Source organism: Streptomyces sp. NPDC052036 (assembly GCF_040680495.1).
Classification (GTDB): Bacteria; Actinomycetota; Actinomycetes; order Streptomycetales; family Streptomycetaceae; genus Streptomyces.
Genome location: NZ_JBFAWW010000002.1, coordinates 213,737 through 239,673 on the forward strand (window position 1 = coordinate 213,737; position 25,937 = coordinate 239,673).

The following is a 25,937-nucleotide window of genomic DNA, read 5'->3' on the forward strand; positions in this document are numbered from 1 at the left end:
CTTGTTCATGGCGGATGCGTCAGCCATGGGAGACGCCGATCACAGGCTGTGGCGCTGTGCGTCACAGGGTCCACACACGCTCTTCTCATAACGGAAGATGCGGATTCACGCCGGGAGGCGCCGAGTTTACTGACGGGCCGTCAGATCGGCGCTACGGTGCCCGCATGGAGACGTCACCGAACAACGCCACGTTCCCGCAGATCATCTCCGTCGACGACCACACCGTGGAGCCCCCGCACGTCTGGCAGGACCGGCTCCCCGCCAAGTACCGGGACATCGGGCCGCGTATCGTCCGCGCCCCCCTGAAGGAGCTGACGTTCCTGGGCGGGAAGTTCGCGCCCGTCATGGGCGAGCCCGGTGACGAGGGGCCGCTCGGGGACTGGTGGGTGTACGAGGAGCTGCGCCGGCCCCTCACCCGTCTCGACACCGCCGTCGGGTACGACAGGGACGAGATCAAGCTGGAGGTCATCACCTACGAGCAGATGCGGCCCGGCTCCTACGACGTGCCCCACCGCCTTGCCGACATGGACGTCAACCACGTCCGGTCCGCCGTCTGCTTCCCCACCTTCCCCCGCTTCTGCGGGCAGACCTTCACCGAGGCCGAGGACCGTGAGCTCGGGCTGCTGTGCGTCCGGGCGTACAACGACTGGATGGTGGAGGAATGGTGCGGGCCGCAGGCGCACGGGCGTCTCATACCCCTCACCATCGTCCCCCTCTGGGATGCCCGCCTCGCCGCCGCCGAGGTGCGCCGCAACGCCGAGCGCGGGGTGCGCGCCGTCGCCTTCTCCGAGATCCCGCCCCGTCTCGGGCTGCCGTCCGTGCACAGCGACGGCTGGGATCCCTTGCTCGCCGCCTGCGACGAGACCGGCACCGTCGTCGCCATGCACATCGGCTCCAGCAGCAGGATGCCGTCCACCTCCGCCGACGCCCCGCCCGCCGTCGGCTCCACCATCACCTTCGCCAACTGCTGCTTCTCGATGGTCGACTGGCTGATGAGCGGCAAGTTCGAGCGCTTCCCGAATCTGAAGGTGATGTACGCGGAAGGGCAGATCGGCTGGATCCCGTACATCCTGGAGCGCGCCGATGTCGTCTGGGAGGAGAACCGCGCCTGGGGCGGTGTCGCCGACAAGGTCCACCGCCCGCCGTCCGAGCTGTTCGCCGAGCATGTCTACGGCTGCTTCTTCGACGACGCCTTCGGTCTGAGGAGCCTGGACTCCATCGGGGTCGGGAACGTCCTCTACGAGACCGACTATCCGCACTCCGACTCCACCTGGCCGAAGTCGCGCGAGGTCGGGGAGGCCCAGATGGGGCACCTGGACGCGGACGTGGTCGACCGGATCGTACGGCGCAACGCGATCGAGCTGCTCGGGCTGACCGAGGACGGCCTGTGGCCGGGGCGGTGAGCGGGGACGCCCTGCGGTACGGGATGCAGCTGCCCGTCCAGTCCCGGTCCACGATCTACGCCGAGCCCTGGGAGGCCGATGCCGGTCCCGGTGACCTCGTCGCGATCGCCCGGACCGCCGACGCCGCCGGGTTCGACTACGTCGCATGCTGCGACCACGTCGCCGTCCCGCGCCGGCTCGCCCCCGCGATGAGCACGGTCTGGTACGACCCCGTCGCCACCCTCGCCCACCTCGCCGGCGTCACCGGGCGGGTACGGCTGCTCAGCCATGTCGCGATCGTCGGGCTGCGGCATCCGCTCGTCACGGCCAAGCAGTACGCGACCCTCGACCACCTCTCGGGCGGACGGCTCGTCCTCGGGGTGGGGGCCGGGCACGTGCGGGAGGAGTTCGAGGCACTGGGCGTGGACTTCGGGCAGCGGGGCGCCGTGCTCGACGAGACGATCGACGCCCTCAGGGCGGCGCTGGGGCCGGACGAGTTCCCCGTCCACCACGGCAAGGCGTACGACTTCGAGGGGCTCGGGCAGCGCCCCCGGCCCGCCCAGCCACGCGTCCCGCTGTGGGTCGGCGGCTCCTCGTCCGCCGCCGTGCGCCGGGCCGCGCTGAAGGGCGACGGCTGGCTGCCCCAGGGGGATCCGCGCCACCGGCTGCCCGCGCAGATCGACCGGCTGCGGCGGTTCCGCGCACAGGCGGGGCTCGACGCCCCCTTCACCGTCGGTGCCATCACCGAACCGCTGTACCTCGGAGAGCCGGGCTGGGACGTCGGGCCACGGACGCTCTGCGGCGCGCCGGAGGCGGTCGCCGACTCCCTGCGCGCCTATCGCGCGATGGGCGTGCACCAGATCCAGGTGCGGTTCCGCAGCCGGAGCCGTGCCGAACTCACCGACCAGATCGCCGCGTTCGGGGCCGAGGTCGCGCCCCGTCTGGACTGAGAGGCAGGCCGCATGGGCAAGCTGGACGGGCGCGTCGTCATCGTCACCGGGGCGGCGCGCGGGCAGGGCGAGCAGGAGGCGCGGCTGTTCACGGCGGAGGGCGCCCGGGTCGTCCTCGCGGATGTGCTCGACGACCAGGGGGAGGCCGTCGCCAAGGAGCTCGGGCAGTCGTACGTCCGTCTCGATGTGGGGCGGGAGGACGACTGGACCGCCGCCGTGGCTCATGCGAAGGAGACGTACGGGCGGATCGACGGGCTGGTCAACAACGCCGGGATCCTCCGTTTCAACGCCCTGGCCGACACGCCGCTGGACGAGTTCATGCAGGTCGTCCAGGTCAACCAGGTGGGCTGTTTCCTCGGTATCAGGGCCGTGGCGCCCGAGATCGCGGACGCCGGGGGCGGCACCATCGTCAACACCGCCTCCTACACCGCGCTGACGGGGATGGCGGCCGTGGGCACGTACACGGCGACCAAGCACGCCGTTCTCGGCCTCACCCGGGTCGCCGCGATCGAGCTGGCGTCGGAGGGGATCCGGGTCAACGCCGTGTGTCCCGGCGCCATCGACACCCCGATGGCCAATCCGGGCCGGCTGGACCCGCACGCGGACGCGGGGGAGATGTCCCGGGCCCTGGACGAGGTGTACCGCAGGCTCGTGCCGCTCGGCCGGATCGGCAGGCCGGAGGAGGTGGCGCGGCTCGCCCTCTTCCTGACCTCGGACGACTCCTCGTACATCACCGGACAGCCCTTCGTGATCGACGGCGGCTGGCTGGCCGGGGTCTCCGTTCTCTGACGGATCGTCAGCTATTGACGCTCCCACCGGCCGGTGTCAGAGTCGGCCGCAGACGAAACTGACAGGCAGTCAGATAGGGCCGTCCGGCGGGACAAGGCACCCGTCGGCGGCACACACTCGTGGGGACGGTGAAACTCCGTGGAATTCGGGCTCTTTGTACAGGGATACGTGGGGAAGCGGGCCGAGACCGACCCGCTCGCGGAGCACAAGGCACTGATGGAGGAGACCGAGTACGTCATCCAGGCGGACGCGTCCGGCTTCAAGTACGCCTGGGCCTCCGAGCACCACTTCCTGGAGGAGTACTCGCACCTCTCCGCCAACGACGTCTTCCTCGGCTACCTCGCCCATGCCACCGAGCGCATCCACCTCGGCTCCGGCATCTTCAACCCCCTCGCCCAGGTGAACCACCCGGTGAAGGTCGCCGAGAAGGTCGCCATGCTCGACCACCTCACCGAGGGACGCTTCGAGTTCGGCAGCGGCCGGGGCGCGGGCTCCCACGAGATCCTCGGCTTCCTCCCCGGCATCACCGACATGAACCACACCAAGGAGATCTGGGAGGAGACCATCGCCGAGTTCCCCAGGATGTGGCTCCAGGACGAGTATCCGGGCTTCCGGGGCAAGCACTGGTCCCTGCCGCCGCGCAAGGTGCTCCCCAAGCCGTACGGGAAGTCGCACCCCGCGATGTGGTACGCCGCCGGGTCCCCGCCCTCGTACGCCATGGCCGCCCGCAAGGGCCTCGGGGTGCTCGGGTTCAGTGTGCAGAAGGTCTCCGACATGGAGTGGGTCCTGGAGCAGTACAAGACGGCGGTCGTGGACGCCGAGCCCGTCGGGGACTTCGTCAACGACAACGTGATGGTGACGACCACCGCCGTGTGCGCGCCCACGCACGAGGAGGCGATCCGGACCGCGGCGGCCGGACAACTGCACTATCTGCCCTCCCTCGTCTTCCGCTACCACGACACCTTCCCCCGCCCGGAGGGCTTCCCGGTCTGGCCGGAGACGCTGCCCGAGTACACCGAGGAGTTCATCGAACTCCTCGTCGAGGAGGAGCTGCTCATCTGCGGCGACCCGGACGAGGTCCTCACCCAGTGCAAGCGGTGGGAGCAGGCCGGGGCCGACCAGCTCAGCTTCGGGCTGCCGGTCGGGATCCCGAAGGAGGAGACGCTCCGGACGATCCGGCTGATCGGCGAGCACGTGATCCCGAAGATCGACACGGACCCGGTGCACCGCACGACCCGGTTCCGTCAGGCCGTCTGAGGGGGTGCCCGGCATGCTCGACCACGTCATCAGGGGCGCGACCGTCGTGGACGGGACCGGCGCGCCCGGGTACACCGCCGACGTCGGGATACGGGACGGCCGGGTCGCCGCCGTAGGGAAGATCACCGAGGCGGCCCGGAGCGGCGAGGACGCCGACGGCCTGGTGCTCGCCCCCGGCTTCGTCGACCCACACACCCACTATGACGCCCAGCTCTTCTGGGACCCGTACGCGACCCCTTCCCTGAACCACGGGGTCACCACGGTCGCCGCCGGCAACTGCGGCTTCACCCTCGCCCCGCTCAACCCCGAGCGGCCCGCCGACGCCGACTACACCCGCCGGATGATGTCCAAGGTGGAGGGGATGTCCCTGGTCGCCCTGGAGGAGGGGGCGCCCTGGAACTGGCACGGCTTCGGGGAGTACCTCGACGCCCTCGAAGGCAGGATCGCCGTCAACGCGGGCTTCATGGCGGGACACTGCGCGCTGCGCCGCCATGTGATGGGCCCGGACGCGATCGGCGGACAGCCCACCCCCGAGCAGCTGGACGCCATGCTCCGGCTGTTCCACGAGGCCATGGACGCGGGGGCCTGGGGCCTGTCCACCACCCAGTCCTCCACGCACTCCGACGGCGACGGCGCCCCCGTCGCCTCCCGCCATGCCCGGCCGGCCGAGCTGCTGGCCCTGTCGCGGGCGGTGGGCGCGCACGAGGGCACCCAGATCGAGGCGATCGTGGCGGGCTGCCTGGACCAGTTCAGCGACGCCGAGATCGATCTGCTGGCGGACATGAGCGCGACGGCCGGACGGCCCCTGAACTGGAACGTGCTCACGATCGACGCCGCCGTCCCCGAGCGGGTGCCGCGTCAGCTGCTCGCGAGCGAACGCGCCCGGAAGGCGGGCGGCCGGGTGGTGGCCCTCACCATGCCGATCCTCACCCCGATGAACATGTCGCTCGGCACCTTCTGTGCCCTCAACCTGATCCCCGGCTGGGGCCCGGTGCTGGGCCTTCCGGTGCCCGAGCGGATCACCAGGCTCCGGGACCCGCAGGTCCGGGACGAACTGCTTCGGCGCGCCCACTCCAAGGAGGCGGGCGTCTTCCGGCGCCTCGCCGACTTCGGGCGGTACGTCATCGGGGACACCTACAGCCCGCGCAACGAGGGCCTGACCGGGCGGGTGGTACGTGACATCGCGGCCGAGCGCGGCCAGGACCCCTTCGCCTGCCTGGTCGAGATCTGCGCCGACGACGACCTGCGCACGGTCCTGTGGCCCATGCCCACCGACAACGACCCGGACTCCTGGGCACTGCGGGCCGAGACCTGGCGCCACCAGGACGTCCTGCTCGGCGGCTCCGACGCGGGCGCCCATCTGGACCGTATGTGCGGGGCCCCGTACACCACCCGGTTCCTCGGGGACTGTCTGCGCGGCCGGAGGCTGGTGCCGCTGGAGCAGGCCGTGAAGATGCTGACCGACGATCCCGCGCAGCTGTTCGGGCTGCGGGAGCGGGGCCGGGTACGGGAGGGCTTCCACGCGGACCTGGTCCTGTTCGACCCGGAGCGCGTGGACGCCGGGCACGCCACCCTGGTGCACGACCTGCCAGGCGAGAGCCCGCGCCTGGACTCCCGGGCGATCGGGGTGAACGCGGTCTGGGTCAACGGCGTCGAGGCGATCCGGGACGACGTGGTGACCGGTGCCGTGCCGGGCCGGGTGCTGCGTTCCGGACGGGACACCAGGACGGTGAGCACCACGTGACCGAGCGGCAGCGGCTGTTCATCGGCGGGGCGTGGGTCGAGCCCGAGGACGGGCACCACCCGGTCGTCGACCCGGCGACCGAGGGGATCGCCGGTTGGGCGCCGGAGGCCTCGCGGGACCAGGTGCACGCGGCCTGCGCGGCGGCCCGCGAGGCGTTCGGGCCCTGGTCGCGGACGGCGCCGGAGGAACGGGCGGCGGTGCTGGCACGGGCGGCGGAGGCGATACGGCGCAACCTCGTGCCGCACGCGGCGCTGGCGCAGGCGGAGAGCGGCGCCACGACCCGTACGGCGCGCGGGATGCAGGTCGGTGTCGCGGCGGCCCGGTTCCGGCGGTACGCGCGCGTGGAGCCGGTGGAGCAGCCGCTGCCGCCGCAGATCAACGAGGCGGGCCCGTTCGGCCCGGCGACGGTCGTCGGCGCGGTCGCGGAGCGCCGCCCGGTCGGCGTGGTCGCCTGCATCACCTCGTACAACAACCCGTGGGCGAACCCGGCGGGCAAGGTCGCGCCCGCGCTGGCCATGGGCAACACGGTGGTCGTCAAGCCGGCCCCGCAGGATCCGCTGTCCGTGTACCGGATGGCCGAGGCCCTTCAGGAGGCGGGCGCGCCGCCGGGTGTCGTGAACGTGGTGAGCGGTTCGCGGCCGGAGGTCGGCGAGGCGGCCGTCGACTGCCCCGAGGTGGACATGGTGAGCTTCACCGGGTCCACGGCGGTCGGGCAGCGGATCGCCGAGGTGTGCGGCCGGTCCATGAAGCGGCAGCTGATGGAGCTGGGCGGCAAGGGCGCGGCGCTGGTCTTCGACGACGCGGATCTGGACGCGGCGGTCGCCGGGATCGGGACGACGTTCTCCTTCTACAGCGGCCAGATCTGCACGGCACCCACCCGGGTGATCGCCCAGCGGGGTGTCTACGACCGGCTGGTGTCCGAACTGGGCGCCCACGCCCGGCGGCTGACGGTCGGGGATCCGCGCGCGCCGGGCACGGTGGTGGGGCCGGTGATCTCGGCGGCGCACCGGGACCGCGTGGAGGCGTATGTGGAGTCGGGCCGCAAGGAGGGCGCGCGGCTGGTCGCCGGGGGCGAACGCCCCCCGAACGAGCGGGGCTTCTATGTGGCGCCCACCCTCCTCGCGGACTGCACGCCCGCTATGCGGGTGGTCCGGGAGGAGATCTTCGGTCCGGTGGTCGCGGTCGTGCCGTTCGAGGACGAGGAGGAGGGCATCGCCCTGGCCGACGCCACCGACTACGGCCTCATCGACTACGTCTGGTCCCGGGACGTGGCCCGCGCGTTCCGTGTCGCCCGCCGGCTGCGGGCGGGCCAGGTGGGCGTCAACACCGTCGGCCGCAACATGGAGGCACCGTTCGGCGGCTTCAAGAAGAGCGGGGTGGGCCGCGACGTCGGCTCGTACGCCCTGCACGCGTACAGCGAGCTGCAGGCGATCGTGTGGCCGGGGTGAACGGACCGGCCGGCGACCGCCTCAGTCGTCCAGGTCCACCCGCACCGTGAGCAGCCCCGTGCCGAGCGCCTGTACCGCCGCGCTGTTGAGGCGGGGCAGCGTCCGCAGCCGGGCCCGGGCGTCGTCGTCCGGCAGCGGGTGGGCCGTGCCCGCGTACCAGCGGCCCCTGATGCGGACCCGCACCCGGGGATCGGCCTGGATGTTGCGGATGTACTGGGACTTCTCGCCGTGCTCGGACACCAGCCAGAAAGAGCCGCCGATACGGCGCCCGCCGAGGGGGGTCCGGCGCGGCAGGCCCGAGACGCGGCCCGTGGTCTCCAGGAGCGTCTGGAGCGGCATACGGCGCTGCACCGGATTGACGAGATGGCGCTGGAGCGCCGTGACCGCACGGTATTTGAGGTCGGTGAAGCCCGGCATGGTCGTGTGTCCCCCCTGACGACGTGAAGGGCGAGGCCTCCGCGCAGTCTGGCAGACCGCTCAGCGGGGCGCGCGGGAAAGACCGTCGCGCCCCAGGGGAAAGACCGTCGCGCCCCAGGGGAAAGACCGTCGCGCCCCCGGAGAACGGCCGTCGCGCCCCGGGAGATAGACCGTCGCGCCCCGGTGAACGGCCGCACGCCTTTGGCGGCCCAGGACCCTACGACCGGCCCAGGAAGATCGGGTTCGTGAACGCGGCCAGCACCCCCGGCACCGGACCCACCGCCGCCTCGTGCCGCAGCTCCGCCCGTACATAGGCCGCGTACGACGGTGTCGTGTGCCACTCCACCGTGCCCGCCCCGGACACCGGCAGCGGATCGCTCGTGAACAGCGCGCCCTGGTCGGTGACGAAGCGGACCGAGCAGCGAGGCGCGCCCTGCGCCTCCAGCCGGACCGTGACCGGGGTGTCGCGGTCCACCCGCAGCCGCTCGCCGATCCCGGCGTGCTCGCCGTGGCCGCCCGAGACGCCGAAGGCCAGCGAGACGCTCTTCGACTCGGCCACGTACGAGCGGCCCACGCGGATCCCCTCCTGGACGGCCTCCCTGGTCAGGTCGTCCGCGAGGACCACCGTCTGCGGGGTGCCGATCGCGTCGGGGTCGCGGTGTGCGTCGCTGTTGCCCATCGCCGGGAGCCAGCGGCCGTGCCCCTCCCGGACCGACGCCACCAGCGTGTTGTCCCACTCCGCCAGCGTCGCCTCGTCGTCCGGGGTGAAGGGACCGTTCCACACCTCCACCGCGTCCGCCTCGGCGAAGCCGAACTTCCAGCCACAGCCGACACAGGTGGCGTGCGGATGGGCGGGCACGACCAGTCCGCCCGCCCGGTGGATCTCCCGGGCGAACCGGGCCCAGCGGTTGTCGCGCGCCCGGTAGCGCCAGTCGACGAAGGTGCCCGGTTCGGTGCCCAGCGCGAGCACATGGCCGTTACGGGTCGTCACCTCCTCGCCGAGCATGATCAGCAGGTCGTCGCCCGCCTGGTCGGCCCAGTGCGCGTGCGAGGAGTGCGTGTTGTGTTCGGAGGAGTTGATGAAGTCCAGGCCCGCGGCCCTGGCCAGCGCCGCGATCTCGGCGGGCGTGCGGCGGCCGTCGGAGTACCAGGAGTGCATATGGCAGTCGCCGCGGTACCAGGCGCGGCCCCGGCCCTTGGCCCGGGACGGCGGATACACCGGCGTCGGGGTGACGCCCTGCTCGCCGTAGGTGAGGGTGATGGTGATCTCGTAGGCCAGGCCCTGCGGGGCCACCGTGTAGGGGCCCAGCGCGATGTGCCAGGTGCCGGGGCGGACCGGGCCGGGCAGATAGCCGGGGGTCGCGTCGTCCGCGCGGACGAAGAACTCCGAGCGCGCGCCGCCGGACCAGCCGCGGAAGCCCTTGCCGCCCAGCTCGGTGCCGCGCTCGTCGAAGAGGCCGATGTCGAGGGCGTTGCCCTGGGTGCCGGCCGGGACGGACGGCTTGTCGTAGGAGTAGGCGACCTTGATCTCCCGGACGCCCGCGGGGACGTCGACGGGGAGGTAGACGAAGTCGGGGGAGCCGGGCGGCAGGGTGCCGCGCACCGTCCTCGTCTCCTGGTTGTCGGCCGCCTCGGCCGCGGGACCGTCGGAGAAACTCACGGTTCCCAACGTAAGGGCGACGGCCGCGCTCGTCACGAACAGTGCGCGTCTGCCGATGCCGTGGTCGTCCTCGCACATGCTGCTGCTCCCAACGTGTCGGATGACAGGGGGTGGGCAGGGGCCGCACCCGACACTCTCTCCTCCGGCCGTGAACTCCTGCGCACGGGACGCCGATCGCCCGCCGCGTGTCGGCGGAACATCCGGTGCCCGTGCGAGCTCCCGACACCCGTGGTGTCCGGCCGCCGTACGGTTGCCCGTCCACCCCTCTGGGCTGATCACGGCAAACGTATGCTCGGAGGATGACGACTTCCGCGACCTCCGGAACCGGCCCCACCGAGAACTCCATGCGTCGCGCCCTCAAACGTGCTCGTGAGGGTGTCGCACTCGACGTCGCCGAGGCCGCGGTGCTGCTCCAGGCCCGCGGCGCGGACCTGGACGACCTCGCCGCGTCCGCCGCCCGGGTACGGGACGCGGGCCTCGCGGCCGCGGGCCGGCCGGGTGTCATCACCTACTCGAAGAGCGTCTTCGTCCCGCTGACCCGACTGTGCCGGGACAAGTGCCACTACTGCACCTTCGTGACGGTCCCGGGCAAGCTGCGCCGGGCCGGGCACGGGATGTTCATGTCCCCGGACGAGGTCCTCGACATCGCCCGCAAGGGCGCGGCCCTGGGCTGCAAAGAGGCCCTGATCACCCTGGGCGACAAGCCGGAGGACCGCTGGCCCGAGGCCCGCGAGTGGCTGGACGCGCACGGCTACGACGACACGATCGCCTATGTACGGGCCATCTCGATCCGGATCCTGGAGGAGACGGGCCTGCTGCCGCACCTCAACCCGGGCGTCATGTCATGGACGGACTTCCAGCGGCTGAAGCCGGTGGCGCCGTCGATGGGGATGATGCTGGAGACGACGGCACGGCGGCTGTGGTCCGAGCCGGGCGGCCCCCACTACGGCTCCCCGGACAAGGAACCGGCGGTGCGGCTGCGGGTCCTTGAGGACGCGGGCCGTTCCTCGGTGCCCTTCACCTCCGGGCTTCTGATCGGGATCGGCGAGACCTACGAGGAGCGAGCCGAGTCGCTGTTCGCGCTGCGGAAGGTGGCGCGGGCGTACCACGGCGTCCAGGAGCTGATCATCCAGAACTTCCGCGCCAAGCCGGACACGGCGATGCGCGGGATGCCGGACGCGGAACTGGACGAACTGGTCGCCACGGTGGCGGTGGCCCGGCACATCATGGGCCCGAGCGCCTGTCTGCAGGCGCCGCCGAACCTGGTGGACGGCGAGTACGAGCGGCTCATCGACGCCGGCATCGACGACTGGGGCGGGGTGTCCCCGCTGACCATCGACCATGTGAACCCGGAGCGGCCGTGGCCGCAGATCGAGCAGTTGCGGGAGCGTTCCGCGGCGGCCGGCTTCGAGCTGCGCGAACGCCTCTGTGTCTACCCGGAGTTCGTGCGGCGCGGAGAGCCCTGGTTGGACCCGCGGCTGCGGCCGCACGTGGACGCCCTCGCCGACCCCGAGACGGGTCTGGCCCGGGCGGACGCGGTGGTCGAGGGGCACCCGTGGCAGGAGCCGGAGGAGGTGTTCACCTCCGCCGGGCGCACCGATCTGCACCGCACGATCGACACCGACGGCCGTACGGGCGACCGCCGGGACGACTTCGACGAGGTGTACGGCGACTGGGAGGCGCTGCGGGAGGCGGCCGCGCCGGGCATGGCGCCGGAGCGCATCGACGCGGACGTACGGGCGGCACTGCGCACGGCGGCGGACGACCCCACGCGGCTGACGGACGCCGAGGCGCTGGCCCTGCTGCACGCGGACGGCCCCGCGCTGGACGCGCTGTGCCGGATCGCGGACGACGTGCGCACGTCGGCGGTGGGCGACGACGTCACCTACATCGTCACCCGGAACATCAACTTCACCAACGTCTGCTACACCGGCTGCCGCTTCTGCGCGTTCGCCCAGCGCCGCACGGACGCCGACGCCTACACGCTGTCGCTGGAGCAGGTCGCCGACCGGGCCCAGCAGGCGTGGGACGTGGGCGCGGTGGAGGTGTGCATGCAAGGCGGCATCCATCCCGACCTGCCCGGAACGGCGTACTTCGACATCGTCAAGGCGGTGCGGTCCCGCGTCCCCGGCATGCATGTGCACGCCTTCTCCCCGATGGAGGTGGTCAACGGCGCCACCCGCACCGGACTGTCGATCCGCGAGTGGCTGACGGCGGCGAAGGAGGCGGGTCTCGACACGATCCCGGGCACGGCCGCGGAGATCCTGGACGACGAGGTCCGCTGGGTGCTCACCAAGGGCAAGCTGCCGACGGCGACCTGGATCGAGGTCGTCACGACCGCCCATGAGCTGGGCATCCGGTCCTCCTCGACGATGATGTACGGCCATGTGGACCAGCCCCGCCACTGGCTCGGCCACTTCCGCACCCTCTCCCGCATCCAGCAGCAGACGGGCGGCTTCACGGAGTTCGTCACCCTCCCCTTCATCCACACCAACGCCCCCGTCTATCTGGCGGGCATCGCCCGCCCCGGCCCGACCCTGCGGGACAACCGTGCGGTGACGGCGATGGCGAGGCTGCTGCTCCACCCCCATATCCCCAACATCCAGACCAGCTGGGTGAAACTGGGCGCCGAGGGCGCGGCGGAGATGCTCCGCTCCGGCGCCAACGACCTGGGCGGCACGCTGATGGAGGAGACCATCTCCCGGATGGCGGGCTCCTCGTACGGCTCGTACAAGTCGGTCAGGGAACTGGTCGCGGTGGCCGAGGCGGCGGGTCGCCCGGCGAAGCCCCGTACGACGCTCTACGGCGAGGTCCCGGAGGAACGCCGGCGCGCGGCGGCGGCGTCGGACGGGCATCTGCCGGAACTGCTGCCGGTACTGGACTGAGAGCGGGGCTCCGAGGGGCCGCGGCCGGCCCGGTCACCTCACCGTGCCCCTGTCGGGCAGCCGACGGGGAGGCGTGCGGTGGGGTCCGGGCCGGCGGGGAACTGCGGGTTCGTCGGTCGGTGCGGGGGTCAGCTGTCCTCCGCGGCCGCTCCCGGCAGGTTGGTCACCAGGAGGACCACGCCGGTCAGGACGATGACGCGGGTCGCCGCGTCCAGACCGTTCCACGTCTTGGACTGCCACATCGCGAACCACTCCCCGCCGATCGCGATGAAGCCCGCGCCGAACAGCACCAGAAGCATCGACAGGCCGATGGTGGACAGCCGGCGGGCGCTCGGGTGGCGCCGGGCCCAGAGCCAGGTCGCGGCTATCAGGAGCAGCGCCGCCGCCGTCTCCCAGACGATGATCGCGACATAGGCGGAGTCCTGGAGGGCGTGCGAGGTGATCGCGTGCCACATCAGATCGTCGTCCTTGAACGTGGTGTCCATGGCGAGAACATGGCGGACGAACTGCTGGTTGGTCCCGAAGTCGGTGATGTTCCCGAACGCGACGAGTGCGATGTAGAGGGCGACGCTGCCGACGAGGGCGGTGGCGGCGACACGAAGTGCGGGCAGGGGACGGGGGGTTCTGGTTTCGGCCATGGTCCAACTATGGAGAGGGCTTCCGGCCGCTCCTAGATCATTTTCGGGCGCACACCGAAGTGTGGTGTGCATGACGGCCGGGCGCCCCCGACCGGACGTCCCCGTTCGATTACAGTGCTGCGCGTCGGACGTACGGGCGGTGCCAAGAGGAGGCCTGGGGTGAGTGCGACATCCGGTGCCGTCTGGGGTCGCACCGAGCAGCAGGACTTCCGCAGCCGTGTGCGCGGCACGTTGCTCGGCGCGGCCGTCGGCGACGCGCTGGGCGCCCCGGTCGACGGGCTGTCCCTGGAGCAGATCAAGGAGGCGCACGGGCCCGAGGGGCTCACCGACCTCGCCTCCGGACCCGGCGGGCGCGGCGCGATCAGCCGGCACACCCAGCTCACCCTGTTCTCCTTCGACGGGCTCATCCGCGCCCAGGTCCGCAGGGACACCGGCGCCTGGCATCCGCCGACCGATCTGCACCGGGCGTATCTGCGCTGGGCGGCCACCCAGCACGACTGGGGGCCCGACGAGCGCCGCACGGAGGACGGCTGGCTGGCCCGCGAGGAGTGGCTGTACGCCCGCCGCTCCCCGGCCCGGGCCTGTCTGCTCGGGCTCGGCGACGGCACCATGGGCACACTGGACGCGCCCAAGAACCCCGGTGAGCCGGGCCCCGACGCGGCGGCCCGCTCCGCGCCCTTCGGGCTGCTCGTCGGCTGGGAGCCGCAGTTGGTGCTGCAACTGGCGATCGAGTGCGCGGCGCAGACGCACGGGCACCCCGTCGCGTACTTCGCCGCGGGCGCGTACGCCGTGATCGTGCACGCGCTGTCCCGCGGGGAGATCCTGGACGCGGCGGTACAGCGGGCGCTCGCGCTGCTGACCCCATGGCCGGGACACCAGCCGGTCGCGGAGGCGCTGCAGCACGCGCTGGGCGCCGTGCGGCAGGGCATGCCCACGCCCGCCCGGATCGAGGAGCTGGCCGGCGGCGGTACGGCGGAGGGGGCGCTCGCGGTCGCCGTGTACTGCGCGCTCGTCGGGGAGGACGTACGGCACGCGCTGTGCCTCGCCGTGAACCACGGCGGGCCCTCGGCGGCCGCGGCGGCGCTGACGGGCGGGCTGCTCGGGGCGCTGCACGGCGAGACGGCCCTCCCGCCGGCCTGGCTGGCCGAACTGGAGGGCCGTCCCACGATGCTGGTGCTGGCGGACGACTTCGCCATGGAGATGACGCAGGGCCCTGCGCTGCACGGTCCGGGCGGTTCGTCCCCGGGGTGGCTCGTGCGGTATCCGCGGGCTTAGGGGCCGCACCCGAGGGCTCCGGGTACGGCCCCTCAGGGCTCCCCGGACTACACGCCCGAAGGGCTGGTCGTGGCGCCGGTCGTGCCCGTGGTGCCGCCGGTCGCGCCCGGGGCGGGCACGGACACCGCGGACCCGTCGTCGTCCGTGTTCAGCGTCTCGATGATCGCGACCCGCTCCGGTGTGTCCTCCGGCCTGACCAGGCCGATCACGATGTACAGCACCAGGGAGATCACCATGGGCAGCGCCACCTGGTACTCCAGCTTCACGTCCGAGCGCTGGGAGAAGTCCAGGTGGTAGTTGACGAAGAAGAACGCCAGCAGACCGGCCGCCCAGCTGACGAGCGCCGCCGTCGGGCCCGAGCGGCGCAGCGGGCGCAGCAGGCCCAGGATGAACGGGATCGCGATCGGCCCCATCAGACCGGCCACCCACTTGATGACGACCGTGATGATGTCCTTGAAGGTGGGGGAGTTGACCTGGGTCGCCACCGCCATCGACAGTCCCAGGAAGGCGACCGTGGTGACCCGGCCCGCGATCAGACCGGCGCGGACGTTCCAGGTCCGGGCCGCCTTCGAGAACACCGGCATCACGTCGCGGGTGAACACGGCCGCGATCGCGTTCGCGTCGGAGGAGCACATGGCCATCGTGTGCGAGAAGAAGCCGACGACCACCAGGCCCAGCAGCCCGTGCGGCAGCAGCTGTTCGGTCATCAGGCCGTACGCGTCGGAGCCGTCCGGCTTCTGCGCCGTGACCAGGAGCGGGGACAGCCACATCGGGATGAAGAGGATGACCGGCCAGACGAACCACAGGCCCGCCGACAGCAGGGCGGAGCGTGTCGCCTCCCGGGGGCTGCCCGTGGCCATGTAGCGCTGGGCCTGGTTCCACATGCCGCCGTTGTACTCGAAGAGCTTGATGAACAGGTACGCGATGAAGAAGACCGTCAGGTACGGGCCCGCGAACCCGTGCCCGTGACCGGCCAGCTTCGGCGAGTCCAGCGCCTTGGACAGACCGCCCTGGTCGGAGATCTTGTGCAGCGCGATGATCAGCATGGCGAGGCCCGCGAGCAACTGGATGACGAACTGGCCCAGTTCGGTCAGCGCGTCCGCCCACAGACCGCCGATCGTGCAGTACACGGCCGTGATGCCGCCGGTGATGAGGATGCCCTGGGTGAGGGTGACCCCGGTGAAGACGCTGAGCAGGGTCGCGATCGCCGCCCATTTCGCGCCCACGTCGACAATCTTCAGCAGGATCCCGGACCAGGCCAGGGCCTGCTGGGTGGGCACGTTGTAGCGGTCCTTCAGATACTCCAGCGGCGAGGCCACGTGCAGCCGTGAACGCAGCCGGTTCAGCCGGGGCGCGAACAGTTTCGCGCCTATCAGCACGCCGATGGCGATGGGCAGTGCCCAGGTCACGTAGGACGTGACGCCGTAGGTGTAGGCGATGCCGGCGTAGCCCGTGAACATCACCGCGCTGTAGCCCGACATGTGGTGCGAGATGCCCGACAGCCACCACGGCATCCTGCCGCCCGCGGTGAAGAAGTCGCTGACGTTGTCGACGCGTTTGTGGGACCAGACACCGATCGCGGTCATCACGCCGAAGTACGCGACCAGGACAGTCCAGTCGAGACCGTTCATGTGCCCCCTCCAGGGGTCCGCCTTGTGAACCTGCGCTTACCGGACGGCACTTCGCCAGTACGCACACACGGGCGGTGCCCCCGTGCGGGAGCGGGGACTTCGGGGATTGAACCGCCGGTCAGGCGGATGGTCAAGACTTTTCTAGGTCATGGATATGAACGTAAGTCAGCAAGGCGAACGATTTTACGTTCTCTTGACTTGTCCGCCGGTTGTCGCACGCGTGACGCGGACCACACCATGAGCGGGCACTTCGCCAGTCGGGAGACATCCCATGGATCGGGTGGATCAGCTGGATCAGGCGCGACGGACAGGGCACCGGGATGCGGGTCCCGTACGGCCCGGAGGGGAGACACGGGGCATTCGATGACGTCACGCCAACGCGAGGAGCCGCCGATGTGACGGGACAGGGGTCGTCAGCGCATCAGTTCCCCGGCGTTCACGAGCAGGGACTGCCCGGTGATCGCCCGCGCCCGGTCGGACGCCAGAAAGACGACCGCGTCCGCCACATCGCCGTCCGTGGCCAGTTCCGGCAGCGCCATCCGGTCCGTCAGGCGCCGTGTCACCTCGTCCTCCGGTACGCCCTCGGTGTGTGCGGTGAACCGGACGTAGGCCTGCACGGGCGGGCCCCACATCCAGCCGGGCAGCACGGTGTTGACCCGGATCCGGTGGGGGCCGAGCTCCCGGGCGAGCGAGTACATGGCGCTGGTGAGCGCCCCCTTCGACGCCGCGTAGGCCGCCTGCCGCACCTGGGACGGCGCGGCCACCGAGGACTGGGTGCCGATGAGGACCACCGAGCCGCCGCCCTCCTTGAGCCCCGCCAGACAGGCTCGCGTCATCCGCAGAGTGCCCAGCAGGTTCACGTCGATGACCGCGTGCCAGGTGGCGAAATCCGCGTCCTGGATGCCGCCGAAGTAGCTGTCCCACGCGGCGACATGGACCACGGCGTCGATCCCGCCGAACCGTTCCAGTGCCAGCGCCGCGAGCGCCTCGCACTGCGTCTCGTCGGTGATGTCCGTCGCCCGGTGAGCCGTCTGCGCGCCCTCCGGATCGAGGGCGGCGGCGGACTTGGCGAGGTTCTCCTTCGTACGGGCGCCGAGCACCGCGTTGCCGCCGTCCCGCACCACGGCCGCCGCGACCTGGTGTCCGAGCCCGGCACCGACCCCCGAGACCACGACCGTCTTGCCCTGGAGCAGTGACATCGGCCCTCCCGGATATGGCGCATTGCCTGACGGACCGTCAGAGTAAAGGGGACCGGCGGAGGAGGGAAGGGAGAGGGGAACGGCGATGGGTGAGGACACACGCAGCGCGGTGTACGCGGAACTGGCCGCCGTGGGGCCCTACGACGTCCGCCCGGGCCATGCCCTGATCACCATGGTGGAACCGCACCCGGGGCACGAGTACGCGTACAACCGCTGGTACGAGGACGACCACTACTACGCCGGCGCCATGGCCATGCCCTGGATGTTCGCGGGCCGCCGCTGGGTCGCCACCCGGGATCTGCAACTGCTGCGCTACCCGCGGAAGTCGGCGGTGGCGCAGCCGGTCACGGCGGGCTGCTATCTCTCCACGTACTGGATCACGGACGGCCGCTACGACGACCACATGCGCTGGACGGTCGCCATCAACAAGCGGCTCAACCGCGACCACCGTGTCTTCCGCGACCGCACGCACATCTTCACGGCCTTTCACGACCACGCGGCGACCGTCTACCGAGACGGTGACCGCGGTCCGCGTGACATCCACGCCCTGGACCACCCGTACACCGGGCTGGTCGTCCAGGTCGTCGAGGCCGACTCCCCAGGCAGGCGTGGGGAACTGCTCGCGTGGCTCCGCGATGACCACCTTCCGAGACGTCTAGGGGGCTCGCCTGCGGCCATGGTGACCATCTTCATGCCGACGCCGCTGCCCTTGGACCGGATGACCTACGTCAAACAGGTCGACGGGGTCGGGACCCGGCTGACACTGCTCTGGTTCCTCCAGCAGGATCCCCGCGACCACTGGGGAGACCGCTTTGCGGACCTGGACAGAGAAGTGGCGTCCTCGGGGCTGGGCGACGTGCAGTTCGTCGCACCGTTCATACCCACGGTGCCCGGGACGGACCGGTATGTGAGCGACCTGCGCTGAACCGTGCGGCGCCCCGGCTCACTCGCCCCATGAGACGGACGTGCCCCCTCGGCCGGGACGGCGGGCCAGTCGAGAGGGCTCTGTCGTTGCTGAGTATGGAGTTGTGGCGGTCGGTGCTACTTGATGGTCGTCACGAAGGCGTTCCAGGCATCGGCCGGGAAAGCCAGGACGGGCCCCTCGGGAACCTTGGAGTCGCGAACGGCGAGCGCCGCCACGATGGGAGATTTGACCTCGACGCAGGCGCCGTTGCCCGTCGAATACGACGACTTGGTCCACGTTTCCGTGGCCCCCTGAAGAACGGCCATGTTCACTCCGTAGCGAGTTGCTGAGTTGCTGAGTTGCTGTCGTGCTTTCATCGGGTCGCGAGCCCTGTCGGTGCTCGCGGCCCGAATCGCGCCAACGGGTTTGGCTGATGGCGTGATCGAAGCTACTCGGCAACATCCTTGCCCGGAGAGGCCATTCACTCGACCGGATGGCGTATTCCAGTGGAGCCTTCCGCTTGAAGGTTTCACCGGTGTAAGATCCGCCGCCCGCTCGTGCGGAGGTCCCGGGACGGACTCATCACGTGGAGTCCGCGTACCTCTTGGCCGCATCTGCGATGAACTGGCGGGACTTCTCCACGCTCAGCGCCTGCGCCCGCAGATGCTCGTACATCACGGCGTACTTCTGCACGTCGTTGGCCTTTTCCAGATACAGGTCACTGGTGACCCCCTCCAGGTACACGACGCTGGAGTCGGCCGCGTCGGAGAACTCCAGGATCGCGTACTGCCCGTTCAGGCCGGGATGCGCGCCCGCCTCGAACGGCAGCACCTGGACGGTCACGTGCGGAAGGTGGGACAGCTCGCCGAGGTGCTCCAACTGCTCCCGCATCACATGGTTGTTGCCGACGACCCGGCGCAGCGCGGCCTCGTCCAGCACCACCCACAGACGCAGCGGGTTGTTCTCGGCGGCGATGCGGTCCTGGCGTCGCATCCGCACCTGTACACGCTTTTCGATGTCCGCGCCCGACGTCTCGGGCAGAGCGCCCTGGATGAGGGCCTCGGCGTAGGAACGAGTCTGCAGCAGGCCGGTGATGACCTGGGGCTCGTAGACCCGCAGCGACTCCGCGTCCGTCTCCAGGCCGATGTAGACGCTGTAGGGGATGTCCCCGAACGCGTGCCACCAGCCTTGCTGCCGCGAATCGCGTGCCATCTCCATCAGCGAGTCGACGACGCGCTGGTCCTCGACCTCGTACACGCCGCACAGGTCGCGTACGTCGCGCTGGCTGATGCTGCGGCGGCCGTTCTCCAGTCGGCTGATCTTCGACTGGGAGACGAGCAGGCGCTCGGCGACCTCTTCGGCGGTCATGCCCTTGAGTTCACGGAGCCGGCGCAGCTCCTGACCCAGTCGGCGCCGCCGGACGGTGGGATTGACATTCGACGCCACGGACGTGCACCTCCGGCTACTGCCTCTACTTTGCGTATCTGCTGCTGAGCAGATTGCCACCAAGGTGCTTACTACCGCTGGGAAACAGCGGATATGCGCTGCGTACGCGCGACTTGGGCCCTCTTTGGGTCCTCCTCGGGCGCGAGTCGGCCGCAGTGGCCGCATGTGTGTGCTGTGCGGCCCGGGCCGGTGCCGGCACACGGCAGCGCGGAGCGAGGAGACCGTGCCGTCCCGCCGGACGTACGGTCTCCTCGCCCCGCGCGGGCCGGACGGCTCAGTGGGCCACGACGCGGGCCATGGATCCGCGACGCGGCTGCATCGGAACACCACGGGCGGGTTCCGGTGCTGTCCTGGCCGCGGTGGCCTGGCGGCCGGCCGGGGCCGGGGCACGGCGCGGTTGCGCGACCGCGCCGTTCTGGACGTCCATCACGGCGTGCGCCACGAGGCCGCCCATGGGGTCGTGCCTGATCAGATCCCGTAGCCGGGAGCGGGACGAGCGTCCCTCGTTGCCCGGATACAGGTGCTTGCCGAGACCGACCGCATGGGCCAGCGCGGCGAGCGCCGCGGTCCGCGGGTCCGGCGGAACGCCGGTGCGGATCGCGGAATCCAGCCGGGCCTTGATCTCCCGGCTGATGGCTGTGTCCGTCGCCTGGTAGCGCGTCGTCGGCAGCACTCCGCACATCTGGCCCGGCACGGCCTGGACCATGCCGCACCGCTCCAGATGTGACAGATAGGTCTGGCGCAGCCCGAGACGTGGCCCGCCGATCCAGTGGACTGCCCGCACCGGAGCGCCGCGCCTGCGCAGCAACTCCAACGCACAGTCCAGAGTCGGATCTCCAGTCGGCCGTGGTACCACCACGGCGATACGATCCCCGTCAGGGGCTATCCGTCCGGCCAGCGCCAGCTCCACTAGCTGTGCTCCGGCCAGACCCAGGTCGAGCGACTGCGGCTGTGCAGTGGTACCCGTCGTCGGGTCCAGTGCCAGCAGCAGAAGCTCTTCCGGAATTGTTCTGCGGCTCCTGCCCATCCATGCCTCCCCGCGTGGATGAATGACAGGGTGACCCCTCTCACATTGGTCTGTCGAGAGTGCGTGACCGGAATGTAGTGGAACCGGTAGGTATGTCGTTCTCGTCTAGCCCAGGGGTCAAGTCCTCACACAGGACACTGGTACATGGTTCGGGCAGTGATGTCCGGGTGGCGGTTCATGGTTCGGCAAGGCGCGCGAGCGGGTGCGTGGCGCAAGGAGGAGGCATCGGTGGCGGGCGAGTCCCCCGACAGGTCGAGGCAGCACGAGTCGCCGACGGAAGCGACGTCGGGGAGCGGGGATCCGGTTCCGGGGCCGGCCGCGGGCGACCGCGACCCCCGGCTGGCGATGGCGGGCAAGAAGGCGAGGGTCGACCAGGCGACGACGGTCTTGTCCACGCGTGAGGTGCGGGACCCCACCGGCACGGCGGCGGACGAGGCCGCTCCGGGCGCCGAGGAGTCCACCACGGACGCGAAGGGCGCCAAGGACGCCGAAAACGCCAAGCGCGGTGCGCGGCAGGAGGCTTCGCTGGCGTCCTGGGTGCGGAGCGCGGACGAGGTCGAGACGGAGGCCGGGGCCGAGGCTGAGGGTGCGTCGGACGCGCAGGCCGGGGCCGAGGGCGACGGGGCCAAGTCGGGGGCGGAGGGGGACCGTTCCGGCGACGAGGGCTCCGGGGATTCGGCGTCCGATGAGGCCGAGTCCGGCGACTCGGAGTCCGGTGACGCTGAGTCCGGTGACGCCGAGTCCGGCGACGCGGCGGACGCAGGTGCCGGGGAGGCCTCGAAGGCGTCGGAAGCCTCGGAGGCGTCGGGCGGGGAGTCCGAGGACGCCCCGAAGGAGAAGAGCGAGGACGTCTCGGAGGAGGAGTCGAACGGGGCCGCCAGTGCCTCCGAGGGCGCGCCTGCGGGCACGGCGGCCTCCGGGGAGGAGGCGGCGGCCGACGGGTCCTCTGACGGCGACGCAGAGGCTGCGGCGTCCATCGATGCCGATGCCGATGCCGATACGGACGCAGACGCAGATGTAGACGCTGAGGGCTCGGAGAGCGGCGCGGACGACGCCGAGGGCAAGCCGGCCGTGGATCAGCCCACCGCCGCCTTCAAGACCCCGCGCCGGCCCGCCGTGGACCAGCCGACGACCATGCTCAAGCTCGGAGGCGGCACCAAGTCGTCCGACCTGTCCGAGAAGTCCGGGAAGTCTGATGAGTCCGACGGCTCCGGCGACTCCACGGACAAGCCTGCCGTCGACCAGCCGACGACCATGCTCAAGCTCGGCGGCGGTACCAAGTCGTCCAAGCCGTCCGCGTCGACGTCCACCGAGCCCGAGTCCGAGTCCGTCTCCGGGCCCAAGCCGGAGGCCGACTCCGAGCGCACCAGCAAGTTCGTAGCGCTGAAGCCGCTTGACGAGCCCAAGTCCGCCCAGTCGAAGACCGCGCCGCCGAAGACCGAGCAGTCCAAGGCCGCGCAGTCCAAGGCGGCCACGCAGCCCAAGCCCGCGCAGGCCGCCCCCGCGGACGCCACCGCCGCGTTGCCCCGGGTCGGTCCCGAGCGCACCGCCCAGCAGCCGCTGCCGCCGAAGCCCCCGCTGGACCTGCTCGCCGAGCTGACGAACACTCCGCCGCCGCCGGAGACCCCGGTGCGCACGGTGCTGCGGCGGATCAGGATCTGGACCCCGCTCGCCGTACTGCTCGTGATCATCTTTGCGATCGTGCAGGCGGTACGTCCGCTGCCGACCCCGACGCTCGGGCTGTCCGCCGACGAGACGTACACGTTCGGCGGCGGCAAGCTCGCCCTGCCCTGGCCGGGGCAGGGACAGTCGGCGGTCGAGGTGGACGGCGTCGGCATGATCGGCGTCGAGGGCAAGCAGACCCCGCAGCCGATCGCGAGCGTCACCAAGATCATGACGGCGTACGTCACCCTCCAGGAGCACCCGCTCAAGGGGAACGACGGGGGTCCGAAGATCACGGTGGACCAGCAGGCCGAGGACGAGTCCAAGATCGGGGACGAGTCGACGGCGGCCATGAAGAAGGGCCAGGTGTTCACCGAGCGGCAGATGCTCCAGATGCTGATGATCCCGTCCGGGAACAACGCGGCACGGCTGCTCGCCCGCTGGGACTCGGACAACAAGACCTTCGTCGGCAAGATGAACGCCGCCGCGAAGGGACTCGGCATGACGAACACCACGTACACCGACCCGAGCGGCCTGGAGAAGTCGACGGTGAGCACCGCCGTCGACCAGCTGAAGCTTGCGAAGAAGGTCATGCAGAACCCGGTGTTCCGCGGCATCGTCGGCATGGCCAAGGCGGATATCCCCGGACTTACCGGGACGATCTACAACAACAACGACCTGCTGGTGAAGCAGGTCGGCGTGATCGGTCTGAAGACCGGTTCGTCGACCCCGGCCGGCGGCAACCTGGTATGGGCGGCCACGAAGGTCGTCGACGGCAAGACGCAGACGATCTACGGCGCGGTCCTCAACCAGGACGCCCACACCGGCCGCGTCTGGGACAGCCTCCAGCTGGCGATCACCAACAGCCAGAAGCTGATCGACAAGGTCCAGCAGAGCCTGACCACCGCGACCGTGGTGAAGAAGGGCGAGGTCGTCGGGTACGTGGACGACCAGATGGGGGGACGGACGCCGGTGGTCGCCACCCGGAACATGACGGCGATCGGCTGGCCGGGCCTGCGGACCAAGCTCTCCATCGGGGACGACGGCAAGCCGGTCCCGCACGAGGCGAAGGCCGGCACGGTCGTCGGCAGGCTGACTGTCGGCGACGGTTCCAGCCATGCCGTGATGATTCCGGTCGCCCTGCAGAAGGACCTGAGCGAGCCGGGATACGGCGCGAAGTTCACCCGACTGGGCTGAACCACCCTCCCGCCCCTCCGGCGGGTACGACACGGCGCACCCCCGTCGGCGGCCCCCACCCGGGAGCCCGCCGGCGGGGTGCGTGCTAGCGTCGCGAGGCCGGGGCAGACCGCGAGCCGCAAAGCCTGGCCCGGGGCGGGCCTCCGGGAGAACCCCCACGGAACGGTGGCGGAACTCTTGCGGATGTCCGGGCGCGGAGCGGGAACGGAACCGGATACGGGGCGAGAACAGAAACGGGACACGGGGAGTGCCTTCAGGTGGCCACAGCGGAGCGGACACACGCCGACGACGCCGATCGGGGCCGTCAGCCGGCCCGGCCCTCGGGCCCGCGAATACCACCGGCCGAGCCCGCCGCTGACCCGGCCGTGCACCCGGACCCACCCGCACTCCCCGAGGACGGCCCCGGCGCCGGGCCCGGGGACATCGCCACCCGGCCGCGCACCCTGCTCACCCGGCTGCGGTCCTCGCGCGGCGCGGACCTGGCCCGCAGGCACCCCGTGCTCACGGTCACGACCCTCGCCGGGCTGCTGCACCTCGTGTGGTTCTTCACCTTCGCGAACAGCGGTGGCGACCTCGCCGCGCAGGACGCCTGGGCGGAGTTCGTGGGGCGGCACCCCGACTCGGCGTACAACCTCGCCTGGTACGGCGGTATGCACCCGGTGTCGTACAGCGTGGTGTCGCCGTATCTGATGTCGGTGCTCGGCGTCCGTACGACGATGATGATCGCCGGCACGATCTCGGCGGGGCTGCTGACGCTGATCCTCATCCGCAGCCGTGCGGTCCGCGAGCCGTGGTGGCCCGCCCTGGCCGGGGTGTTCGCGCTGCTGTGCAACGCCATCTCGGGCCGGGTGACCTTCGGTCTCGGCACGATGTTCGCCCTGGGTGCGACGGCGTGCGTGTTCTGCTGGCCGTACCGCTGGCGCTACAAACGCTGGGCGAAGGCCCTGTGCGCCGCACCGCTGGCCGCCCTGGCCACGATGGCGTCCCCGGTGGCGGGCCTGTTCGTCGGCCTGGTCGCGGCGGCGCTGTTCCTGCAGAAGCGCCGCCCCGGTGCCTGGGCCCTCGGCCTCGCCCCGACCGCGGTGGTGGCCCTGTCGGCCTGGCTGTTCCCGTTCTCCGGTACGCAGCCGATGACGTGGGCGTCGGTGCTCCTGCCGTTCGTCTTCTCGGTCATGGTCTTCGTGCTCGTCCCGAAGGACTGGAAGACCGTACGGATCACCGCGGCGGTGTACGGGCTGTCCGTGCTCCTCGTCTGGCTGATCAGCTCCCAGATCGGCTCGAACATCACGCGGCTGGCGATGCTGTTCGCGGGCGTGGCGCTGGTCGCGGCGCTGCCGTTCACGGTGCCGCGCAGCCGCAAGTGGTACGTCATCGTCGTCGCCTTCGCCGGCTTCACCGTCTGGATCGGCGCCAAGACGGTCGACGACATCATCCACACCACCCCGGCGGCGTCCTGGGCGCGCGAGCTGGCCCCGCTGGTGAACCAGCTCCAGGTGGTGGGTGCGGAGAAGGGCCGCGTCGAGGTGGTCCCGGCGCGCTCGCACCGGGAGGCGTCGGCGCTCGCGCCGTATGTGAACCTGGCCCGCGGCTGGAACCGGCAGGCCGACATGGAGCGCAACCCGCTCTTCTACGACGACACGCTGAACTCCGCGAACTACCACGCCTGGCTCCAGCGCTGGGCGGTGCACTACGTGGTCCTGCCGAAGGACGAGCCTGACGGGAACGGCGGCGAACGCGAACGGCAGCTCGTCCAGCGGGGCATGCCGTATCTGAGGCAGATCTGGGGCGACGCCAACTGGCAGCTGTTCGCGGTGACCGACCCCGTCCCGCTGGCGGACCCCCCGGCGGTCGTCGACCGCGCGGAGCAGGGCGAGCTGACGATCGAGGTGAAGCAGGCGGGCCGGGTGCTCATCCGGATCCCGTACTCGCCGTGGCTGGGCCTGGTCGACACCCAGGGCAAGGGGGTCAAGCCCCCGCAGGAGACGGAGGAGTCCAAGCACCGCCCGGACGGCATGCCGAAGACGTACGACAACGTCAACGGCTGTCTGATGGAGACGGCCGAGGACGCGTCGGGCGACAAGTGGACGGAACTCGTGGCCCCGCGCGCGGGCACCTACCACCTGGCGGCGCCCTACCAGCTGCCGCGGGGGACGCCGTGCCCGGAGGAGCTGCGCTGACGTCGGGCCGGGGCGCGACCCCGGCCCGCGCTCGGCCCCGCACCCCGGTCTGTCACGCCCGCCCAGTGGTCGGCGAGCAGTGTGGACGTCCGGACGCCGTCCGACTCGTCGCCCCTGGGGCAGACGCGAGCGTCCTCGTCACCGGGAGACAGGAGCCCGGTGACGGAGTGTGACAGCGTGACGGGGTGACCGACGATCTGCTGGCCATCGGCGCCAAGCCGGTGCCGGTGGCGGGGCGCCAGGACACCG

Annotated in this window: 19 protein-coding genes; 11 read left to right on the forward strand and 8 right to left on the reverse strand. The window is 71.1% G+C overall.

What is annotated here, in order from left to right; all coding sequences use genetic code 11:
- Positions 1 to 164: 164 nt before the first annotated feature.
- The 6 genes from AB0L95_RS05000 (at position 165) to AB0L95_RS05025 (ending at position 7,570) form a co-directional block, all read left to right on the forward strand.
- Positions 165 to 1,403, forward strand: coding sequence for an amidohydrolase family protein (locus AB0L95_RS05000; RefSeq protein ID WP_365157045.1), 1,239 nt, complete (start codon positions 165 to 167; stop codon positions 1,401 to 1,403).
- Positions 1,404 to 1,426: 23 nt separating this feature from the next.
- Positions 1,427 to 2,332 carry an LLM class F420-dependent oxidoreductase gene (locus AB0L95_RS05005; protein WP_365157751.1) on the forward strand — a complete coding sequence of 302 codons (906 nt, stop codon included), beginning with the start codon at positions 1,427 to 1,429 and terminating at the stop codon, positions 2,330 to 2,332.
- 12 nt (positions 2,333 to 2,344) lie between these two features.
- The gene (locus tag AB0L95_RS05010) at positions 2,345 to 3,121 is read left to right on the forward strand and encodes a glucose 1-dehydrogenase (protein WP_365157048.1); all 777 of its coding nucleotides are present in this window, start codon (positions 2,345 to 2,347) and stop codon (positions 3,119 to 3,121) included.
- A gap of 138 nt (positions 3,122 to 3,259) precedes the next feature.
- Positions 3,260 to 4,378, forward strand: a complete 1,119-nt coding sequence (locus AB0L95_RS05015) for an LLM class flavin-dependent oxidoreductase (RefSeq protein WP_365157051.1) — start codon at positions 3,260 to 3,262, stop codon at positions 4,376 to 4,378.
- 13 nt (positions 4,379 to 4,391) lie between these two features.
- Positions 4,392 to 6,122, forward strand: a complete 1,731-nt coding sequence (locus AB0L95_RS05020) for a D-aminoacylase (protein ID WP_365157054.1) — start codon at positions 4,392 to 4,394, stop codon at positions 6,120 to 6,122.
- The gene (locus AB0L95_RS05025) at positions 6,119 to 7,570 is read left to right on the forward strand and encodes an aldehyde dehydrogenase family protein (RefSeq protein ID WP_365157056.1); all 1,452 of its coding nucleotides are present in this window, start codon (positions 6,119 to 6,121) and stop codon (positions 7,568 to 7,570) included. The genes AB0L95_RS05020 and AB0L95_RS05025 overlap by 4 nt, the downstream gene beginning before the upstream one ends.
- Before the next feature lie 21 nt (positions 7,571 to 7,591).
- Here AB0L95_RS05025 and AB0L95_RS05030 read toward each other — a convergent pair whose 3' ends face one another.
- On the reverse strand, positions 7,592 to 7,987 hold the full coding sequence (locus tag AB0L95_RS05030) for a nitroreductase family deazaflavin-dependent oxidoreductase (RefSeq protein ID WP_365157059.1): 396 nt from the start codon (positions 7,985 to 7,987) through the stop codon (positions 7,592 to 7,594).
- Positions 7,988 to 8,204: 217 nt separating this feature from the next.
- Positions 8,205 to 9,725 (reverse strand): CehA/McbA family metallohydrolase, encoded by a 1,521-nt coding sequence (locus AB0L95_RS05035; RefSeq protein WP_365157061.1) that lies wholly within the window; start codon positions 9,723 to 9,725, stop codon positions 8,205 to 8,207.
- A 221-nt stretch (positions 9,726 to 9,946) separates the two neighbouring features.
- Here AB0L95_RS05035 and AB0L95_RS05040 point away from each other — a divergent pair, with 221 nt between their 5' ends.
- Positions 9,947 to 12,532 carry a bifunctional FO biosynthesis protein CofGH gene (locus tag AB0L95_RS05040; RefSeq protein ID WP_365157064.1) on the forward strand — a complete coding sequence of 862 codons (2,586 nt, stop codon included), beginning with the start codon at positions 9,947 to 9,949 and terminating at the stop codon, positions 12,530 to 12,532.
- A gap of 128 nt (positions 12,533 to 12,660) precedes the next feature.
- Here AB0L95_RS05040 and AB0L95_RS05045 read toward each other — a convergent pair whose 3' ends face one another.
- The gene (locus AB0L95_RS05045; RefSeq protein ID WP_365157066.1) at positions 12,661 to 13,170 is read right to left on the reverse strand and encodes a DUF2165 domain-containing protein; all 510 of its coding nucleotides are present in this window, start codon (positions 13,168 to 13,170) and stop codon (positions 12,661 to 12,663) included.
- 159 nt (positions 13,171 to 13,329) lie between these two features.
- Here AB0L95_RS05045 and AB0L95_RS05050 point away from each other — a divergent pair, with 159 nt between their 5' ends.
- A complete protein-coding gene (locus AB0L95_RS05050) occupies positions 13,330 to 14,445 on the forward strand; it encodes an ADP-ribosylglycohydrolase family protein (RefSeq protein ID WP_365157069.1) in 1,116 nt (371 codons plus the stop codon).
- A gap of 47 nt (positions 14,446 to 14,492) precedes the next feature.
- Here AB0L95_RS05050 and AB0L95_RS05055 read toward each other — a convergent pair whose 3' ends face one another.
- Together AB0L95_RS05055 and AB0L95_RS05060 are read right to left on the reverse strand one after the other, a co-directional pair.
- A complete protein-coding gene (locus AB0L95_RS05055; protein ID WP_365157072.1) occupies positions 14,493 to 16,076 on the reverse strand; it encodes a sodium:solute symporter family protein in 1,584 nt (527 codons plus the stop codon).
- A 413-nt stretch (positions 16,077 to 16,489) separates the two neighbouring features.
- Positions 16,490 to 17,275: an SDR family oxidoreductase gene (locus AB0L95_RS05060; protein WP_365157075.1), complete on the reverse strand. Its 786-nt coding sequence runs from the start codon at positions 17,273 to 17,275 to the stop codon at positions 16,490 to 16,492.
- Positions 17,276 to 17,360: 85 nt separating this feature from the next.
- On the opposite strand from AB0L95_RS05060, the gene AB0L95_RS05065 reads away from it, so the two are divergent.
- Complete coding sequence (locus AB0L95_RS05065) at positions 17,361 to 18,200, forward strand: hypothetical protein (RefSeq protein ID WP_365157078.1); 840 nt, start codon at positions 17,361 to 17,363, stop codon at positions 18,198 to 18,200.
- A 116-nt stretch (positions 18,201 to 18,316) separates the two neighbouring features.
- Here the strand turns inward: AB0L95_RS05065 and AB0L95_RS05070 are convergent, their stop codons facing one another.
- The 3 genes from AB0L95_RS05070 to AB0L95_RS05080 form a co-directional block, all read right to left on the reverse strand.
- A complete protein-coding gene (locus tag AB0L95_RS05070; RefSeq protein WP_365157081.1) occupies positions 18,317 to 18,505 on the reverse strand; it encodes a DUF397 domain-containing protein in 189 nt (62 codons plus the stop codon).
- A 256-nt stretch (positions 18,506 to 18,761) separates the two neighbouring features.
- Positions 18,762 to 19,625: a helix-turn-helix transcriptional regulator gene (locus AB0L95_RS05075; RefSeq protein WP_365157084.1), complete on the reverse strand. Its 864-nt coding sequence runs from the start codon at positions 19,623 to 19,625 to the stop codon at positions 18,762 to 18,764.
- A gap of 274 nt (positions 19,626 to 19,899) precedes the next feature.
- A complete protein-coding gene (locus tag AB0L95_RS05080) occupies positions 19,900 to 20,652 on the reverse strand; it encodes a GPP34 family phosphoprotein (RefSeq protein ID WP_365157087.1) in 753 nt (250 codons plus the stop codon).
- Between the two features lie 228 nt (positions 20,653 to 20,880).
- On the opposite strand from AB0L95_RS05080, the gene AB0L95_RS05085 reads away from it, so the two are divergent.
- Both AB0L95_RS05085 and AB0L95_RS05090 read left to right on the forward strand, forming a co-directional pair.
- Positions 20,881 to 23,511: a serine hydrolase gene (locus AB0L95_RS05085; protein ID WP_365157090.1), complete on the forward strand. Its 2,631-nt coding sequence runs from the start codon at positions 20,881 to 20,883 to the stop codon at positions 23,509 to 23,511.
- A 257-nt stretch (positions 23,512 to 23,768) separates the two neighbouring features.
- Positions 23,769 to 25,688 carry an MFS transporter gene (locus tag AB0L95_RS05090; RefSeq protein ID WP_365157093.1) on the forward strand — a complete coding sequence of 640 codons (1,920 nt, stop codon included), beginning with the start codon at positions 23,769 to 23,771 and terminating at the stop codon, positions 25,686 to 25,688.
- Positions 25,689 to 25,937 lie beyond the last annotated feature (249 nt).

Excerpts from the sequence above, each read along its gene's own strand:
- AB0L95_RS05070 (WP_365157081.1), bottom strand. The coding sequence starts at position 18,505 with ATGGCCGTTCTTCAGGGGGCCACGGAAACGTGGACCAAGTCGTCGTAT.
- AB0L95_RS05005 (WP_365157751.1), top strand. The coding sequence starts at position 1,427 with ATGCAGCTGCCCGTCCAGTCCCGGTCCACGATCTACGCCGAGCCCTGG.
- AB0L95_RS05040 (WP_365157064.1), top strand. The coding sequence starts at position 9,947 with ATGACGACTTCCGCGACCTCCGGAACCGGCCCCACCGAGAACTCCATG.
- AB0L95_RS05065 (WP_365157078.1), top strand. The coding sequence starts at position 17,361 with ATGGGTGAGGACACACGCAGCGCGGTGTACGCGGAACTGGCCGCCGTG.
- AB0L95_RS05080 (WP_365157087.1), bottom strand. The coding sequence starts at position 20,652 with ATGGGCAGGAGCCGCAGAACAATTCCGGAAGAGCTTCTGCTGCTGGCA.
- AB0L95_RS05010 (WP_365157048.1), top strand. The coding sequence starts at position 2,345 with ATGGGCAAGCTGGACGGGCGCGTCGTCATCGTCACCGGGGCGGCGCGC.
- AB0L95_RS05030 (WP_365157059.1), bottom strand. The coding sequence starts at position 7,987 with ATGCCGGGCTTCACCGACCTCAAATACCGTGCGGTCACGGCGCTCCAG.
- AB0L95_RS05020 (WP_365157054.1), top strand. The coding sequence starts at position 4,392 with ATGCTCGACCACGTCATCAGGGGCGCGACCGTCGTGGACGGGACCGGC.
- AB0L95_RS05035 (WP_365157061.1), bottom strand. The coding sequence starts at position 9,725 with ATGTGCGAGGACGACCACGGCATCGGCAGACGCGCACTGTTCGTGACG.
- AB0L95_RS05055 (WP_365157072.1), bottom strand. The coding sequence starts at position 16,076 with ATGAACGGTCTCGACTGGACTGTCCTGGTCGCGTACTTCGGCGTGATG.
- AB0L95_RS05045 (WP_365157066.1), bottom strand. The coding sequence starts at position 13,170 with ATGGCCGAAACCAGAACCCCCCGTCCCCTGCCCGCACTTCGTGTCGCC.
- AB0L95_RS05060 (WP_365157075.1), bottom strand. The coding sequence starts at position 17,275 with ATGTCACTGCTCCAGGGCAAGACGGTCGTGGTCTCGGGGGTCGGTGCC.
- AB0L95_RS05000 (WP_365157045.1), top strand. The coding sequence starts at position 165 with ATGGAGACGTCACCGAACAACGCCACGTTCCCGCAGATCATCTCCGTC.